The organism is Chitinophagales bacterium (assembly GCA_016787225.1).
Taxonomy (GTDB): domain Bacteria; phylum Bacteroidota; class Bacteroidia; order Chitinophagales; family JADJOU01; genus CHPMRC01.
Genome location: JAEUUY010000014.1, coordinates 91,318 through 110,712 on the forward strand (window position 1 = coordinate 91,318; position 19,395 = coordinate 110,712).

11 protein-coding genes are annotated in these 19,395 nt (G+C 36.8%); 1 reads left to right on the forward strand and 10 read right to left on the reverse strand.

The genetic code is table 11. The features are described 5' to 3' along the window. Nucleotides 1-2 precede the first annotated feature (2 nt). The 9 genes from JNL75_05245 to JNL75_05285 form a co-directional block, all read right to left on the reverse strand. On the reverse strand, nt 3-6,914 hold the full coding sequence (locus JNL75_05245) for a gliding motility-associated C-terminal domain-containing protein (GenBank protein MBL7789222.1): 6,912 nt from the start codon (nt 6,912-6,914) through the stop codon (nt 3-5). Between the two features lie 197 nt (nt 6,915-7,111). Next, on the reverse strand, nt 7,112-9,190 hold the full coding sequence (locus JNL75_05250; protein ID MBL7789223.1) for a hypothetical protein: 2,079 nt from the start codon (nt 9,188-9,190) through the stop codon (nt 7,112-7,114). 6 nt (nt 9,191-9,196) lie between these two features. Next, on the reverse strand, nt 9,197-10,069 hold the full coding sequence (locus tag JNL75_05255) for an Omp28-related outer membrane protein (GenBank protein MBL7789224.1): 873 nt from the start codon (nt 10,067-10,069) through the stop codon (nt 9,197-9,199). A gap of 313 nt (nt 10,070-10,382) precedes the next feature. Beyond that, a complete protein-coding gene (locus tag JNL75_05260) occupies nt 10,383-13,217 on the reverse strand; it encodes a T9SS type A sorting domain-containing protein (GenBank protein ID MBL7789225.1) in 2,835 nt (944 codons plus the stop codon). A 26-nt stretch (nt 13,218-13,243) separates the two neighbouring features. Then, the gene (locus JNL75_05265; protein ID MBL7789226.1) at nt 13,244-14,020 is read right to left on the reverse strand and encodes a hypothetical protein; all 777 of its coding nucleotides are present in this window, start codon (nt 14,018-14,020) and stop codon (nt 13,244-13,246) included. Nucleotides 14,021-14,023: 3 nt separating this feature from the next. Continuing rightward, the gene (locus JNL75_05270) at nt 14,024-14,476 is read right to left on the reverse strand and encodes a hypothetical protein (GenBank protein MBL7789227.1); all 453 of its coding nucleotides are present in this window, start codon (nt 14,474-14,476) and stop codon (nt 14,024-14,026) included. A gap of 12 nt (nt 14,477-14,488) precedes the next feature. Then, on the reverse strand, nt 14,489-15,622 hold the full coding sequence (locus JNL75_05275) for a hypothetical protein (protein MBL7789228.1): 1,134 nt from the start codon (nt 15,620-15,622) through the stop codon (nt 14,489-14,491). Between the two features lie 751 nt (nt 15,623-16,373). Then, the gene (locus tag JNL75_05280; GenBank protein MBL7789229.1) at nt 16,374-16,928 is read right to left on the reverse strand and encodes a hypothetical protein; all 555 of its coding nucleotides are present in this window, start codon (nt 16,926-16,928) and stop codon (nt 16,374-16,376) included. A gap of 6 nt (nt 16,929-16,934) precedes the next feature. Continuing rightward, a complete protein-coding gene (locus tag JNL75_05285) occupies nt 16,935-17,798 on the reverse strand; it encodes a hypothetical protein (protein ID MBL7789230.1) in 864 nt (287 codons plus the stop codon). Nucleotides 17,799-18,375: 577 nt separating this feature from the next. On the opposite strand from JNL75_05285, the gene JNL75_05290 reads away from it, so the two are divergent. Next, nucleotides 18,376-18,861, forward strand: a complete 486-nt coding sequence (locus tag JNL75_05290; protein MBL7789231.1) for a hypothetical protein — start codon at nt 18,376-18,378, stop codon at nt 18,859-18,861. A gap of 67 nt (nt 18,862-18,928) precedes the next feature. On the opposite strand, the gene JNL75_05295 is transcribed toward JNL75_05290, so the two are convergent. Then, complete coding sequence (locus tag JNL75_05295) at nt 18,929-19,138, reverse strand: hypothetical protein (protein ID MBL7789232.1); 210 nt, start codon at nt 19,136-19,138, stop codon at nt 18,929-18,931. Nucleotides 19,139-19,395: the final 257 nt, after the last annotated feature.

The following is a 19,395-nucleotide window of genomic DNA, read 5'->3' on the forward strand; positions in this document are numbered from 1 at the left end:
TTTTATCTTACTAGTGTTATACTACCCTTTTTATCTCGCTTTTCTCCATTTAAGTATTCTACTTCCGCTGAGTAGCTATATACTCCGCTCGGTTGAGGTTCGCCTTTATAAGTGCCGTCCCAGCCCTGTGTGAGATGATTAGCTTCATACACTTTTTCTCCCCATCTATTAAATACAATGAATGAAAATCTTTTAACACCATTGCCATAGACATAGAGTTTATCATTCAGTCCATCATTATTTCCTGGTGAAAATGCACTAGGTACAAAGAAATCTAATGGGTCGAAAACAGGCACTTTAATCTTTGACTTAACTTTACAATCTTGATGATACGTTACTTCTACTTCATAGGTTGTAGTTGAATATGGGGAAGATTTTGGTCTTTTACAATCTGTGCAACTCAAACCCAAGCTTGGCGTCCAATTGACACTCTTGGTTGACGGAATGATTCCTGATTGAGACATAGTGTCAAAATAAAGCATGACTTGTTCACCCATGGTGAGGGTATCTGGCGCAGCAGCGTCTTTTTTAGCAGTAATCAATAATTCCTCTGGTTCGTTTATCGTATATTTTCTAGTAGCTAAGCAATTGTTGCTGTCCTTTACTACGACGCTATAATCCTTACCTGAAAGACCTGTAAATTTACTAGTACTAAAATAGGTGTCTCCACCATCAATACTATAGTCGTAGCTATTTCCCAATTTAGGGGTTCCCCCATTAGCATAAATAATGAGTACTCCATTTTTTAATTTAGGACAGGTTACATGATCTATTTTAACGTCTTCTATGGTTAACTCTTTGGGTTCTTTAATCTCTTGCTCTAAATAGGCCTTACAGAGATTAGCATCTGTTACAGTTAATCTATAAGGATTTGGGGTCGTGGCTGGTTTTAAATTTATCTGTTTTGAAAAATTACCTAGATTATGGCTCCATGAATAACTTAAATTTTTAAATCCACCCTTAGTATCAATTTCGATTTCACCATCATCGGCCTTATAGCATGTAATATGTTTTACTTTAGATACCCAAGCTGTAAATGGGTCTGGCTGTATCAAAGTAAATGACTGACTTTTCGGACAACCTTTGGCGTCTGTAAGTCTGACTGTATGCAATCCAGCTGGAAGGCTAACTGCACTATCCGTATATTGTTCATTAGGTGGTAGATTCCATACGATATTACTATAAGGTGCTTTGCCTCCAGTTATATCGATTTTAATTGAACCGCTTGCCTCACCGTGACATTTCGGATGTTTTATATTCTTACCTAAGGCTGTAATAAGTATATCTGAAGGCTCATAAACATTGGATGTTCCGGTAGCCTTACAACCTACAGCATCTGTTACAGTATAAAAATATGTTCCTGCTGCTAAATTTCTGAAATCTACCGATTTATCTTGACTGGAATTATCCGAGCTAAAATCATACGTCAATGGCAACGGGGCTTTATTGGCAGGGGTAATGGCGCTTATTTTGATAGAACCATTAGAGTATCCAAAGCACTGCACACTATCTACTGTTACTTGAGCTATTCTTAGTTGATAAATGGTGTCTACAATTATATATGGACTTGATGCCATACAACCATTCGCATCTCTTACGATAACCATATATTCCGCTAATCCTCTCAATGAACTCGCATTAGCAGAATTATATGTCAATCTATCCAAAGTGTCGATCTTGCCATTTAACTGATCTTTCATTACCCATGTAAAGTTGTAATTTACGGTAGGGTTTCCACCCGTAAATCGGGAGACAATCATGCTGCCATTCTTCACTTCTATACAATTGGCATTGCTGAGTATATTTACACCTATACTGAATGGCAAAGGTTTTTGTAATACTTGCAGAATACTGTGTGTACAACCCTTGTAATCTGTGACACGCAGCGTATAAGCGCCAGAATCAAGATTGTCAAACGAGGCTAAAGTATCTTTAGTATATAGTTCACTGACTTGAACTGAATTTTTTATCAACTCATAGTGGTAGGTCTGATTTCCTGATGGTATGTTACCTCTTTGACCAGCTCTGAGTTTTACAATTAGTTTTCCATCTAGTGTATTATGACATCGCGGATTCACTGCCAGCTCCATACTCAGAATCAGTGCTTCTGGTTCCGAGACCGTAAATTGATATGGTAAAACACACCTTTTGCTATTTGCTACATTCGTATAGTTAACATTAATATTTTTAACTCCACCTGTCAATCCTCTTAACTGACTAGATTGGGTATCTTGATTCGACCCTGGTTTATTCATAAATCCTAAATTATTCAGAAGAGCAGGATTCTTAGCGCTTACTTTTATAGTGTCCAAGGTAATGGAAGTGTCTCCTAAGCATCTAGTTTTAATAGAATCTATTGTCACAGTTATGAACTGTGGTGTATCAATATCATATTGCCACTGAACTACACAGCCTAGAGCATTTCTTACCTTTACTATTTTATTCTTGCCTGCAGTTTGAGTATAATTACAAGAATCTCCAGAATTAAAGCCACTACCAAAATCATAGTCGAATGGTCTGAATTTATCAACCGCTACGACACACACCTTTCCATCAGCATCTCCAAAACAGCTTGGCATTTGTGTGGAAGTCACCCCTTGTATGGCATTATTCTGAGGGATATCAATAGCTGAAATCACGGTGTCACAGCCTTTATTCGATTGAAGTCTCACTAAATAAAAGCCAGATTTTAACTTCTGGAAAGTAGCTGTATCTATAGGATAATGATTTGATTTTGGGATAACATACATCGGTGGATTTGTTATACTATTTTGATAGAGGGTATAAGTATACCCAGTAGTAGTCAGATAATTTATGCTATCTATAGCACCAATAGTTATCTTTCCTGTAGCAGAGTCATAACATTTGACTGAATCTAGTTTTAGAGTATACTTCCAATTACAAATAATATCACAAAGCATGATACAATCAGTAGCAGTACATGAATTTTGATCCGTCACTGTCACACAATATTGCTGTTTATTCAGACTGCTTACCGTATGACTAGTAGAAGCTGTAGTGGTTCCTGCTATTCCATTCACGGCTGTGCCATTTTGTCTTGCCCACTTGTAATTGTAATTCGCCGTACCGCCGCTAATATATGCCGTGGCTGTACCATCGCTACCTCCGACAGTCGTAGCACATACTCTTCTCATTGAATCTATTGTCAAACCCTTTAATGGTTCGGTCACCTTAAAACATGCCGTAGCTATACAATTTTCGGCATCCGTAACTGTTACACACAAACTATCTGTATACAATCCTATTAGATGACTAAAATTCGGAATAGGTGAATTTTGACTATTCGTATTAGACCACTGATAGATATAGCTGCCTCCATTAAGTGTGCCCCCATTTCCTTTGATTTTTATCTCTCCTGTATTGTCCCCTTTGCATTTTACAGGTATAAGACTTTCCAAAATGATAGTCAGAGTATCTGGAGCTTTATGATCAAATGTTTTTCTTCCTATACAACCCGTCACCCTATCTGTAATAGTTATATTAACTATGCCTTCTGGTCTATTGAGAACTTTATAGAAAGTATCGGATGGATTACCTGGAGACCAGTTGTATTTATAATTTCCTGAACCTACGGTAGAGGTCACGATGGTCCATAGACTATCCGCAGTCATTCCTTTGCATCTTATTTTACTTGTAAATATATTAGAAGTAATCGTATCCAATTTTGCGAATAGGCTTCCAGATGTACTGCCTGTGCAGCTTACATCTGATTTTAAAGATATGGTGAGTCCATAATTTGCCGGGGCTAAATTGATTATTGAGTCACTCCCAGCCATAGGCGTTCCATTTCTAGTCCATGCGAAATTAAAACTATCAACTATACTCCCTGGCGGTAAAATGGCTTTTATCTTACCATTACTAGCTGTACATAAGGATGAATCTATTTTCAAACTAACAGGTATATTATTATTCACTGTAATGACTACCGTATCAGTAGCATTGCAGGGTCCATTGATAGCAGAAATAACGTAGGTATGCTGACCTGTGCCTGGATTAATGTTTAATGTATTGGTTGTCTGCGGTAGGGAAGGCATTCCATGATTACCTGTCGTGGATGATACCATTTGCCATGACATGGTAGTACCTACTCCACCAGTCACCGTAGCAGAAAGCGTTATACTGGCAGTTGAAGAACCACTAACGCAATACACCCGCTTACCTGGATTAACCTTTACTTTGAAATTTTGATCGATGTTTAAAACCACGACGGCAGTATCAAAACAAGAACTCGTACCAACTGTAGCGATAAAGACACTATCTTTTTGAGTCACTTTCCCTATCGCTCTTGGATTACTAACATTTGTAATGAGATTGGAAGGAGACCATGCGGCATTTAGAATACTTGTGGGCGTACTATCCACTCTGCAAAATTCTATCTGTAACTGCGGTTTAGCGGAGGTACCAGCAGATCCAATATAAGGATTATTGCTGTCTTCTGCATCTTGGCCAGGTGTACTAGCTAGTTTTGTAGCAATCTGATTTCCAGAAACAGTGCCCATTGTCCGAATAATATTTGGTGAAGTAAATGGTGCATTAGATCTACAATGGGTTTCTATCACTATATTAGATAAGCCATCCCAGTCAAAACCATTCGTAATAGGAAATCTAGCACCTGCAAAGCCTGTATTCAGTCCACGACTCTCAGGACCGAAAATTTTAAACATAGGTATATTGAGCGTCCTTGCATCCAATGACATGGTAGAGCCTATTCGAATTTCCAGCTTATCTATATTATTAATATTTGCCGTTTGAAGATTAAAGGCTATTGATTTAATTATTCCTGGTCTTACTCCTGCATTGAGAAGCTCAGTTCTCGTATAGATGATTCTTGTAGTAGCCCCCTGACCAGTGCCTGTGGTATTGAGAGGATGGGGGTAATGAGGATTGAGTCCAGTTGGGTAGACTGAAGAAGTTCCTGCTGTGACATCACGCGTAATATCTGAACCTGCGCATGTGTATATAGAAGGTCCACATGTTTTAGGTATAACATTGATAGAAAGCATTGTGGTATCACCGGGACATAATAATTTTCTATTACTCAAACCAGTGGCAAAAGGACGCACACCATTCATATTGATACGTATAGAATCCGTCAATACACAATTAAATCTACTCATAATCTCAATGGGATACGTTCCCGATTTCGTAGCGACTATTTTTGGACTCGCTATACTTTGGCTTATTTTATTTGTCTGCGGATTGTAAATACTTCCGAACGCTACAGGATCTAGCCACTTATAGGTATAAGGCGTATCACTTATTTGGGTAGCGAGATTGATCTGCACAGTATCGTGTAAACATAGATTTGTTAACTTAGGCGCTAATGTATAATTAAATCTAGGAATAACAATGACACGTAAACTATCTACTATAGTACAACTCTGCGTACTATCTATTCCGTCTATTCCTCTAACTACATAGGTGGTAGAATTTGTAGGGGCTAAATCTACTCTGCTACTATCAGAAGTTCCGAAAACTATACCTGTTTTAGGGGTCCAACTATACTTTGATGCCCCAGATACCGAGGCTGTAACTGGTTTTCCACCGATACAGTAATAAAGTATCCTATCCTTGACCCTCACGGCTGTTCGGAAATTTAAGGTAAGATTATAAAATCTCGACACCTTATTGCCGATAATATCACAATAGTAATATTCCAGTAAAAATCGCTCGGTGCCAACGCCAACAGCTGAGTCAAAAGTAATGGTACCATAGACAGTATCCGTAAAGTTCTGTCTAATTTTTGTCTCCACATACTTAAAGTTGACTATTGCCTCCGCCTTTGGCTGTTCAATGACTTTGGTAAGAAGCGTTTGATTAGGAGCACCTATCAATTTAAACGTAACCCTTGATTTCGCTTTACCGCATATATCCACTTTATCAAAAGATATTTTATTCGCACTCACTAATGAATCTTCTACGACACCGGGTGCGAAGATATCGGGGCAGGCTTCTCTTACCGTTATTTGCACATCTCGGCATACATAGCCGATTTTAACGCGGGTATAACCCCCACTTCCGTTGGGTATAGCACGCCATTCTTCAACAGCAATAGCCATGACAGCGTCTTGCACTCTATCTGGCGTACAAGTATATTGACCCGTTTTAGAATCAAAATTTATTCCATTGACCGTATATAGAAAATTTGTAGGAGATAAACCTCCTGCCCATGTGCAACAATTATTCTTTAGCTGAGCTGCATCGTTGATATTCGCTGCTTCTGATTGAAAAGGACAAATTAATACAAATACTAGAGAATCTCTAATCACCTGTTTATTATTGATAGTTATGTAACGCGGATCAAAGCTATCTACAGCACCATGATTATAAGTATTCAATCGCATTCTACACCAGTAGGGGATAGGAGGGCTTCTAAAAATGGTAGAGTTATTTACATAACCTAGATGCAAAGCAGCCTGTACCCACATATTTTGCCAAGATTGACCAGTTGTAATCTCCACATTCCGGCAGCACTCTCGATACCCTACAATAGCCCAGCCCTTATAGGTAGCTCCAAATGTATAATCTACAGTGTAAATATGTCGTTCCACTCCTTTCGTACCATTTGCTAGCTGAGGGGCTTGTCCAGGACAATTGGTAGCAGGTTTCACTGGAACATCTGGTGGCTGGCATTGAGGCGTTACCTCTTGTTTGCTTACCAGCTGCATAGGGACATCCCCGTAGAATGAAGGTGTACGAATAGATAAACTTGTATTAATAAAACTAGGAATACCAGAACACGATCTGTAGAGTGTCACTGTAAATCTATATCGACCTATGTTACTATCTAGTACTCTATAGCTGATATCAGCACCGAATGCATGGTCTGCTCTAACTTTACTCTCTATGCAAAGAAAGACAAGCAGCATAGCAATGACTCTAAATTGTTTCATAACTTGTTTATTTAATTTCTTGATACAAAACTCGTTATTTCTATAGTTAAAAATACTATCAAAAAAACGGACTTGTTAACGCTCTCTTAGTCAAATTTATCTACAAATATAGCGAAAATCAAGTAGTTAAACAAGAATAATTACAATATAATAAATTGGTCAATCGAGTGATTGCGTCTTAATCTGTAATGTAAATTTTAATTCACCTTTACATCTTTGATTTTATATTGCCCAGATTTAGGGTCTTTAAACCAAGTAATATTAAATTCTCCAAACTGGGTAAACATCTTGGTGGTGTATGAACTCTTATCTTCCGAAGTAAGCTTATTCAATTTAAAATCGAGTTGGATACCATTTGAATTTAACTGATTCTTGGATGGTTCTATTAATACATTCCCATCTTCCGTCAATCTAAAAATTGGATTTAAGAAGGCTAACTCTTTAGGCATATTTATAGACAAGACATTATTAAGCGATAACTTAGAACTGCTCACAGAAATCTTAGCATTATTTCTAATAATTTTCAAAATCGTCTCTTTATCAAAGCCATAGTCTGTAAGAATTTTTTTCGACTCCTCTGTTCGAAGCTGACTGAGTGTTTCTCTTTGTTTTTTCATATTTTCAAACTTAAAAGCCTCTGTATCTACCCAGTTAACCCCTTCATCAGATATGACTATAGCTCGAACTGTAACGATATCTTCTACCCCTTTCATTTTCCCAAACATATCGTATTGAATTTCCATACTCTCAAATGAATTTTCTTCATTTGGCAATATCGCTGGCAAGGTTTTGTCAACTTTCAGTGCGATATAATCATCACGCATCATATCTGTGAATTGAATACACAAAATTAGACTGGCATTGCTTAGTCTTTTTTCACTATGATTGATGACCGACAGTTTCAATTTATCCCCTATCATAGTGGGTTTAACTTTTAATTGTAAAAAGTGATGTTCTGGTAATATTTTTTGAAAATCTTTGCCGAAAGCTGTTTCACAAAAGCGAATATCCGATATAATGTAGTCCCACTGCGATTGATTTCTTCTACGTTGAAAATGATCTAGAACCTTGCTTTTGCCCATTTCAGGGTTATTGGAAGCATAGTACAATTTTGCTAATTGCAGATCAGGTGTAAAAAAACCCCCTCCTAACATCGTTGTCTTATACATTTCTGTAATTTGATTTCCCTCTTTTGATTTTCTCAAATAAGAACGCATGCGATAGGGGTCGAAGTTGTTTTGAAGTAAGTCTGCCTGTTTTGGATAATAGGCTGCACTTTCTTCAAACAACAATTTAGCTGTCTTCATATCACCTTTTTTAAGATGATATACTCCTTTTAACAATAGTGCAGGAGCAGAATACCCCGGGTTATCTTGTATGAATTTATCCAAGAAAACTTGAGTGTTGTCAGGAAGAATCGGCTTCTCCCCTAGATGAATATTGGGCTGGGCAATACTAGGCATAGATGCGACCATAGCTAAACCTTTTAGTATATGAGCCTCTTTGTCATATGGCGCCTTTCTTATGGCTATATCCGCTTCGTTCTCTACGACATCCCATTGACCACTTTTTACCGCCAGATATCCTTTATCTCTATGCAGACATACTCTATCCCATTCATCATAGTACTTATAATACACGGTTGAATACTCGTAAAGTTGTTTAAGTAAAATGGTTTTCAATTCTCTTATCTCAGATTTCACCTCTTCACTTACCTTTTTGCTTTCAAGATATTCTTCATAGGTTTTCTTACTTAGATTAGGATCAAACTTTATCGCATCTGTAGGAATAGGACTGGCAAGACCTGCTGGATTGATACCGCTCCCAGCTGCTAGGGTGTACTCTCGAATAAGATCCCAATAATCTGGTTGATCTTTTAGTTTTGTTTGCCGAGCATAAATTTCCATCGTCGTCTTAAGAAGTTTCTTTCTAGCTTCTAGTACTTCAGGAGCCACATTGCGATAATCTTGCTTACTTATTTTTAGGAGGTAGTCTTCTAAATTATCGTTACTAACAATAGCTTGATCTATTTCATGGATGACACGAATCGTTTTATCTATATCATAAATAGAATCTTGAGATTTATTGATACTAATGTTTTCATCAAAGGCTTGAATCACAGGTTTAAAAACCTTTTCAGCCTTGGCCTTTTGCTCAGCTATTAGTTTTTCATCATTAATAGTTTTGAAATGTTTGTATCCGAAATAGGAGACAGAAATAACGATTAAGACTATTCCTAGTCTAATCCAACCATTTTTCAACCATTGTGAAAGCATGAAGTCCTAGCTCTTAACTTTAGCCTGTGTTGTCTGAAGTACCTCGTTTGTAGAGCCATCTGTAATAAAACAAACGAAATATAAATTATCTATTTTATACTTGGTTTTAGAATAATCTTCTAATTCTATTCGTTTTAAAAATACCCTACCTTTTTTATAAACACCTCCGTCTGAAGCTACCTTAGGAAGGGAATTCCCTAGGGCATTGGTTAACATTTTTCTTAGCACATGCTCGTGCTCGTAAGGGTCTACAATAAGGCTTCCATTTTTTTGAGGAGCATCCAATTTATTTTCGACCAGCATTATTGAAAAATTCAAATTAGAGGCTATGTCTTCCAAAATTGTACTCTCAAACTCTAAAACATACTTGCCTGCCTTATCATCAAAATATACTCTAGACTTTAAGTTTATTTTCACAGGATTACTAATTGCTGTCGCTAAACGCTGTTTCCATTCAAATCTACCCTGCACTACGGAGCCATCAAAAGACCGTCTATCAATAGTTCCAGAGGGAAGAGAACTTACCTTAAATGCAGCCGCTAACAATCTGGCTTCTTCCGTTCTAAAATCTTCATCAGGCTTATCTTCATGAACAGGTTTAGCCAAGGCGTTACCGTCTGGGTGAAGGCCTACAGCAGCGAGATTATTGCCATACTGATCTAGCATTTCTTTCACTATTTTATGACCATCAGGGCAATTTACGCAGCTCGCTCCAGTATATTCCTCCATCAGAACTACTCTACTCTGTGCCGCTGGTATATTGCTAATGATATAGGTAGAATCTATAGACAAAATAGTGGTTCGTACAGGTAGCACTTCTTTACATGATTGTAAATGCCAAATAACAAAAGAGAGGATGAATCCAAGAGCAATTCGCATAAATAACTGATTTGAACTACAAATTTAGACAATCTCAAACTTAATAGGATAAAAAATGTTTTTCTAATCCACGCCCAGCCTAGCCCCCCAAAAAACCAAAACAACACTACTATGGATAAATACCTCTATTTTCAGCCCTTTGAGGACGGTCAATGGTAGAGCAATTATGCGTAATGTCTTACCGCAAAAAAGACCGCCCCGAAGAGCAGCCTTTTAATTTTAAAGATGATCAAATGTAAAAAGTATTAATCTAAGTGCTAGTTTCTAGTTGCTAGTGACTAGCTACTAGAAACCTTCTTACTTCTAAATATCATCATCTTACCTCTAATTTGATACTTTTCTCTACTTCACCGTGAATGACCTTGACGATATAGAGACCCGTCTGCCAGCCATCGGTCGATATTTCTAGCTTATTATTCGATTCACTGACATCTTTCATATCTCGACTATACACTTCTCGCCCTATGAGGTCATAGACCCGCACACTCGCCTGCTCACTACTAGGATTCTGTATCGTGAGGGTGGTGAGGGATGTGGATGGATTAGGGTGGAGGGTGAGGGTAGTGTGGAAGGAGTTTATAACGCCAGGTGAGTTATGAGTACTGAAAACCTGAGCTGATTTCAGACTATTACCAGCTTTATAATTATTGTCACAATACGATTTTAAATAATCTGCACTTTTAGGACTAATAACAACTGGAGTATATGGATGAATGATTTTATTAGTCTGATAAATAGCATTAACTGTTGTACCAGGCACCTGATAAACCTCATCGGTAAAGTTCAAATTTAGCATTGTATTCGGTGAATTGATATCAACATCAATTATTATCACCTCTGCCGAAATATTGCTAGGAATTGTAGTTCCATTAAAACTTGAAAGTCTTATAGTGTCTGGGAAGTTATAAAGTCGATATCTTTGTCTAGATGGTATAGTATTCCCAAATTTTCCATCTTCAACTTTATTGTACTTGTACTGATATAGTTCTTTTAAAGCCTGTGGTTTATGATAAAAATTTTCTTTAAAGTCGTAATCAGCTATAAACTTTAATCTAAAGTCAAAAAATCGATCTATAAACTCCTGGCTTGGTTCATTATATAAGGTGCCTTCATTTGTAATTGCCATCTCCACATCGCTTGGACTTCCAGCGCCTGGACCAATGCGTATCATGTTTAAATTAGTGCCAAATGGTGTTTGATGAATAGAATCTATGCTCATTTGTCTTGTCTGAATAATATAGTGATATACTGAGTCAGGGTATCTTGTTTGATCATTTTCTATTGTACACCAGCATCCATAGCCACAACTCCGAGTTCTAACTATTCCTAAATTACCTACTTTATTTTCTACGGCTACCCTAGGGATTAAACGTTTCTCAACAGCAAAAAAACCTCTCATCTTTGGAAATATTTTTGTGATTATGGTATCAGGATCGAACTCATAGTATCGTTTGTTCAAATTTTCTATTAAGCAAGCTCCAGTATGTTTCATTATATTTTTCGGAATGTAGAAATCAAACTCAATTATTCCGTTAATCATTGACTTATCTGTAATTATTTCCGCAGCAGGATTTATAGCATATTCCAAGGGCTCTGCTATCTTTATATGAAGCTCATGATTACTAGGTGCATATTCGCCACCGACCCTATACGTTGACTTTTTATAATAAAGTTTAGGAGTTTTAAGCATGGCAAAAATCCCTGGAGCTTCATTATAATATGGATACATTTCAAATGATGCTGTCTTAGAGTGCAAGCTACCTGGATGACTAATTTTTCTCTTTGAAAATCCTCCCCATGTAGCATCATTGGTAATTAGACCTCGCAGTGCCACTTGCCCTTCAATAAACATGGCATTAGGAGCTGGTGAATTAGCCATACTAGAGAGTTTATTAGCCCCCGCAGCCAATATGTTCCCTACGGGTATAGAATATTTACTTTTCTCTACATCCCGATATATGCTAGCTATACTTGCAGTGCCTGATACATTTTCTATTGAACCCCAGAATTGTTGAAACGTCTTAGTGCCTATATTAATCGCAGGTATCTTATCAACTAATTTGCCGAATAGATTTAAACCCTGACTTAGTATTTTCATTGCTGGACTCACATAGTAATCATCTGCCATTTGCTGTGCAGTACCATACGTCTGAAAGCCTCCATGAACCTCAAAGTTATTAGGATTTAATGAGTTTTGTTGTGTAATATAATCGCCATACACCGAAGACATCCATGTATTCCCATAGCTTGATGGTATTTTCCCGCTCTGGTCAAACTGCTTAGCTATTGCTATAAACTTTCCTTCGGCATAGAGGCTCATTTTTTGACGATTGCGGAGCTCAATACTTAATATTGGTTTGTTGACACATACGCATGGATCATAGGCAAATTTAAAATCAGATACCGCTGGAAAGCTCATATCAACATTTGATTCAGGATTTATGAATCCTTTAATTAAATTAATGTCACTGGGCTGATCTAAGGCTAGCATATTGGTAGGATACTGATAAAATAAACCTGATGTATAGAATTTATTGCCTTGACCAGGTACTTTATTGTTGATATCAAACCCTATATTTACCGATACATTTTCTGCTTGAAAATTTTGATTGGTAGCAGGATAAGCAAATATTCTTGCCTGACCTGTATATCGATTGTAAAACAGGTAATGATAGCCCTGTAGGCCTAGATTGAGATTTTTCATCAAAATAGGTGAGCTTGACTGACTCGTAAATGGCCTATATCCATTGTAGGCATGCATCAATTCCCAGCCGTGCTTTGGATGCATAGCCAGATCAGCAATAGCTGTGCCTTGAAAGCTATTAAAATTGGTAATCATTTTATATTCCGACCAATCTATGTAAATAGGGTTATTCACTGTAGTAGCAGCACCTGTAGAAGGCACCACATCAAAAGGAACGCCAGCATGAGGGCTCGATTGTTTTAACCAATTGATATCGAAGTTGGCAAAATCAACAGCATGTCCATTTAGCAGATTATTACGTTCTGTATTGATTAGCCGAGCATTATTGTCTAATGGATCAATACGAATCAGCTGATTACAACATGGATCATCTGGCAGATTGCCTATACATTGGCTATAAACCCATATTGGTATAAGCATTATTACTGTTATTATTTTTTTCATTTCTTTAGTTTTTACATTTTTAAATATTATTTTCTATACCCTAAAAATTTTACGGGAGGGTGATAAACCTTATTGTCATCAGTATATCCAACTGGATTTAAAATAAGTTCTATATTTCTGGAATGATTGTCTATGTTTCTAAGATAAATTACCCCTACACCAAATGGTTGACTTTTAGGATTACAATTATAACCAAACTCATTCACGAAAAACACCTCATTTAAATTATTGCCAATCCCCCATAAAGCCTCTCGGCATGACATAAATGGAAAAGTATCAATGACAAAGTCGTCAATCCTATTCAGATATACCTTAAACTCAAAACTATCCTTCATCAAAGGGAAGTCAATGAACTTACCGCGATAAGTGCCAACAATTCTATTTTCCTTGTCGAAGTCTTCTATGATCTGATAGGTCTGAGTAAGGGTATCTATACCATCGTCATTGGGATAGCAGCTCTTGTTTGGCTTTTTCTTTACGATAAGGGTCACATCCAATTTGCCTGGCGGAATATTCGTGCGATAAAAACTAGTTTTATTATAAATTTTTTCTCCCCCTATGCGCCATTCTAGACTATCCCATTGCACCCAACTGTCTAGGACGAAGCCAGCAGTCTGAAACTGCAAAGTATAATTGTAATTTACATAGCTAGGCTTGAGATATTTATGCGTTATCAGTGGATAATTATCAGATTTAAAGCTCGCTTTGACCTCTTGCACTCCTTGGCAGGGTTCATCTTTGCAGCAGCCTAGGTATAAAACAAAAATAGCGATCAGGAATATTGAATTGATTAACCTTTTCATTTCTTATCTTTTAGGTTTAAAAATTAAATCAAGAATTGTTTTGGTTGCTTCCTCTACCAGCTTGTCATTAGCTTCTTGCCGTCTAATTTCTCTCACGATATTTTGAGCACTGGATGTGCTATGATAATTAGGTTGATTTTGCAGCCTCTTAGTAGAGACCCGATCAACTATAACCAAAGTGCTATCTTGATGGATATCATTTTGCGTTGGAACTGGAAACGCCAAATTTGAATTTGCCTCCCATTTCACATAATTTCTTTCTGTTGTTCTGACTTGTAAGAGATTTATTAGGAGGCTCATCTGATATTTTAAATCATTCAATTGTGCCTTTAGAGAATCCAACTGAGATTGAACACTAGGTTGCATTGCAGAATCTAAGGAGGTAGCTGCTTGTGCCTTTAAGCCACTACCATAGGCTAGCAGGATGAAACAAAAACACATTCTTGATAAATACATAGTTTTGAACATCTATTTTGTAAGCCCGTCCACCTTTTTCTTTAAGGCTTTGATAATCTTATCCTGCTCTATCAGATGCAGCGTCAGCTCTTCTACTTTTTGTAAAAGAAGTTTGTTCATTTCGCCTACGTCCACACCGTTTTCTATGATTTCAGATTCCGAAGGTATCTCAGGTAGGTGCTTATACTGCTTTACAAAAGCTTCGATCTCGGAGAGTGACATCAATTTGTAATTTTTCTGAAATACCTTATCTGCCCAGCTGGTGATTTGGACTACATTCCGTGTCGATACAATGGTGCCATCTACAGATAGCGCATAGTTGCCAAATGCACCGTTCGGTCGTTTTGGTATTCCATTAGTGAGATTGCCGATAGATAGTCTGCGGATAAAGGCGTTGTCACTCACATTAATATATGGAACATTCAGAGAAGAAGCAACAATGTTACTTGTATTCAAATTACTCACACTAAGGTCTGTTATTGTAGCATTTCCGGCAGTGAAACCATTGTTAAAGTTCATAGAGTTTTGTACCTCGATAGTTCCATATTCTTCATCTCCCGAATACGGAATACCATCAGGGTCATTTTGCAGTTCGCCATAGATGCCTCCGGTAGATATTTTGCCTATAAATTTGCCTTCTTGGCACTTGATATTACCTATAACATGCAGCTGCTCTTCAGGCTGTATAGCATTGATACCTACAAAGCCAATATTGCACCCTGGGCAAATTGAAGGGTTTATCCACGAGGTACCGAAAGTTCCTTGATTTTCAAATAAATTAATTCTAAGCATTCTATTACATGTAAAAGCATCTTTTCTGACATAAAGAGGTGAAGAACATTCAACTACCGTATTATTAGGACCTTGACGCCAGACAGGCATATAATTTATATCTTCATTACAGTTATCGCTTACAATGCATGGAGGAGTTAGCTGAGGGTTCATTAGTGAAGGGTCTCCTACAACGTGTATCCCGTCACCATTCGAACCTATTGGTCCCGTATAAATTCCAACTCCACCATTGCCTCCTGGATTGCCTATTAAGGCTTGACCTGTATTACAAACGGCGAGGAGAAATAGGACAACTATTGATTTTCTTACATAACTGATATTCACTTTACTTATGTTTATTACTAATTTTTTCATATAATTTGATTTTTATTGTTTTTTAAATAATTTGTTTATTGTTAAATTTTTCGATGTAGTGCTCAGGACTCTGACCTGAAGTAGGTTGCGTTTTAAAGCGGATGTAATTACAGTGACCTCATTACTAATATTGCATCGTGAGAGGTATATGTCTAGGACTCCGAGCCGAGGGTAAACGATAATTAAAAATATAAAGGAGGGTGTGGAGCCTTTTGCTTTCTATAAACTTTTCCAAAGGGTCTGGAATCTTTTAATCGAATCTACATCAAATAACATACACACCCCGTAATGTGGTTATTACTGCTATCTCTGTGTTAATCCAATTTTTTCAGATATTCGGAGAAGAGGTTTTTAGCGTCACCGCTTTATATTTTTACGTTTTCTGTTTTACTTATTCATATTTCATTTTGGTTTTAAATTGTGAACACATGTTGTTTTTAATTTTTCATTTATACCTTTCGATAGCAAATATAACTTAAAAGATTTTTTTTTCTTAGATTTTTTTAAATTGGGTTTGCTCCTAAACTCAAATTTATTTTGACCACATAGAGCGCATAGAATAGAGCATCGTATTCTGTACATCGAGTAGTAAATAGTGTTTTACACAGAGACCACTTCATTTATCTCTGGACATATGCGGGATAGCCAAACTACGTATTAAAAAAAAGTGAGATGTTCGATGCCAAACGAAATTTTGCTTAAATACCGTTCACCCCACTTTTAGAGATACAATAGTTGTATGAGGTGATTATTATTCTACCTTTACTTTACCTGAAAAATAATATCCGCAATTGTTTGAGTCTATTACACAAAAATAAAGTTCAAAATCTTGACCAAAATTATATTGAGGATACGGAATATCCATTAGTATTGTATTGCTATTAACTATATGTATATCTGATATACCTCCTTCGGAAGATATAATTCCATTTTGCAGCTTATTTTTATACCCATAAGCCATATCTTTTATCTTGGTAGATAAGTAGATTCTTGCATATGATTTTTTATTTGATTTCATAGGATTACTATAAAACTTAATATTAAAACTATCTGTTTTACAATCTTTCTTAATCTTTAATGTATCAAATTTAGTATCCATATAATACAACCTTAACCCAGCTTCTACATCGTTAAAAAAGCTAGATGAATTAAAGTCTACGAGCTTCCAATCATTTGAGTTAATATCTCCTCCAACGATATTGCCAGATTCGTCTGTTTGCACAATTTCATTGAGACTATATTTTTCATCATTTTTACAACAACCATAAAACAATGACAATAGGAATCCTAATAAAACATATTTCATATTGACTTATATTTGAATTGTATGACCACTTCCCATTACCCAAGCTGGACACTGAATAGTGTAGTGTGAAGAAATTTCATCATCCCAATTAGTATTCCACAACACTCCATAACTCATTATAAACCACCTCATATCAGTTGTATTAAAATTAGAGGGTGAAGATTTAGAAATAACAATACGTTGACCACCAAAGTTTGCATGTTCAAAACATACCATATGTACTGGCTGATGTTTAAGATAATGATCTGCGCGTACAGCGGTAATTTGGTCATTAAAATTACTTCCAACCCATGATGTTTTTCCATGCCACTCGTAAATTTGCATTGGGACAGACACTGTGGCATTAAGAGGTTGTCCGTTATATAAACTTGGGAGGGTATATATAGCCGATGAACTAGGACTAAATGGAGCCGTAATAAATCCAAGAGTTTTTAATTCATCAACTTGATTCCTTCCTCCATTATTTATAGCTATGGGATGTTCAAAAAAAATTCCTTTACCACCATTGTATGCTTTTAAAAATTTTTTATTTGTCGAAGAATCTCCAAAACTTGTATGTTTTTGAAATTCATGTAGGTCTGCATAATAGTAAACCTTATCATTTACAACATGAACGACTATAGATGTATCATTCTTTTTGAAGAATTCAACAACTTCCTTTGGTGTACTTTCACTAAACTTAATACCTCTTCCTTTTTCCTGATATTCTACCTGAAGATTGTATTCCTTGCCATTGATAAGAGATTTATACTCTTTTTTATGCCATATATTTTCATTTAAAGCGGTATTGTTGCATTCATCTTTTTGACATGATGTAATAATCCCTGATAGTATTAAAAGCCCTATCACGCTTATTGCTATTTTTTTCATATAATTTGAATTTAAATGTTTTTTAAATAATTTGTTTATTGTTAAATTTTTCGATATAGTGCTCAGGACTCTGACTTGAACTAAGTTGCGTTTTAAAGCGGATGTAATTACAGTGACCTCATTACTAATATCGCATCGTGAGAGGTATATATCTAGGACTCCGAGCTGCGGGTAAACGTGGGATTGAAAATATAAAGGAGGGTGTGGAGCCTTTTGCTTTCTATAAACTTTTCCAAAGGGTCTGGAATCTTTTAATCGAATCTACATCGAACAACATACACACCCCGTAATGTGGTTATTACTGCTATCTCTGTGTTAATCCAATTTTTTCAGATATTCGGAGAAGAGGTTTTTAGCGTCACCGCTTTATATTTCTACGTTTTCTGTTTTATTTATTCATATTTCGTTTTGGTTTTAAATTGTGAACACATGTTGTTTTTTACTCTTTCATTTGTACCTTTCTATGGCAAATATAACTTTAAAGATTTTTTTTCTTAGATTTTTTTAAAATAATATCTCTACCCACCCCTCGTTTAAGTCTAGTAATAATTTTCTTTCACTTTTAAATTTTAAATCTATGTCCAATCTAACCAACAACAGAATCGACACCATCATGACCCCAGCCCAGATAGCTGATGTGAAAACCGCTATCGATACTATTAACTCTGCTATAGGCTTTTCTGTAAGCCTAACCACAGAAGAGCGTTCATCCCTTCCGAAAATCAGCGTGGCGAATAAATCTTTTACCGAAGATGCCATCAATACCTTAGCCAATAATGCTGCCATTTTCCCAGTCTACCTCGATGTGAAGCTGATGCAAAATGACCTCAAACTATATCAACAACTAGACGAACTAGCGACTATGCTACGACAGACACTAGAGCGAATTGAAGATACCCGCATACTGGCAGGGTCGGAGGCTTATGTAGCAGCACTTTCGGTTTATAAACTGGTAGGTGCAGCAGCTAGTGCAGGAGTGCAAGGTACTGATACTATTTACGAGCAATTGCGTGAGCGTTTTACGGTCAGCACCAATACCCCAGCTACTCCGCCTACACCATAGAAATATGAATTTTTATGACTTTCTAAAAGTCACCATCCTATCCAAACTCGCCACTATGGCGGGTTTTTTAATGTCTATTCTCTGCTGACCCACCACGAAATAAAGTAGTCGAACCTTTTTTCGAAATCGGCGAAGCTCTGACCTCGGTTGTCTTATAAAAAAGCTCCGTCGGCGAATGAAAAAGCTCTGAGCGAGATAGAAAGAACTCCGCTCGCCGAGGTTTTTTATGCGCCGTCCGAGGAAAAAGCTCTGTGAATGGAGGAAAAAACTCGGTCATCTCTATTTTGAGGTTCGCAGGCTTAGGTTTGACCTATGCCGACCGAGGAAAAAGCTCCTCCGACGGAGCTAAAAGGTGGGAGGGGCTACCTCAGAGGTGGGGGGTCGAAGATACAATATGTCTCGTCCTAAAATTACTTGACAGTTTTTGGTTAAAAAACTGATTTGGATTACATTTTTTTCTCTAAATCCTAAACAAATGTACAGTAATATTTTTCATTCCTAATAATTCAATACTTCTGATTATTACTTTTCCTG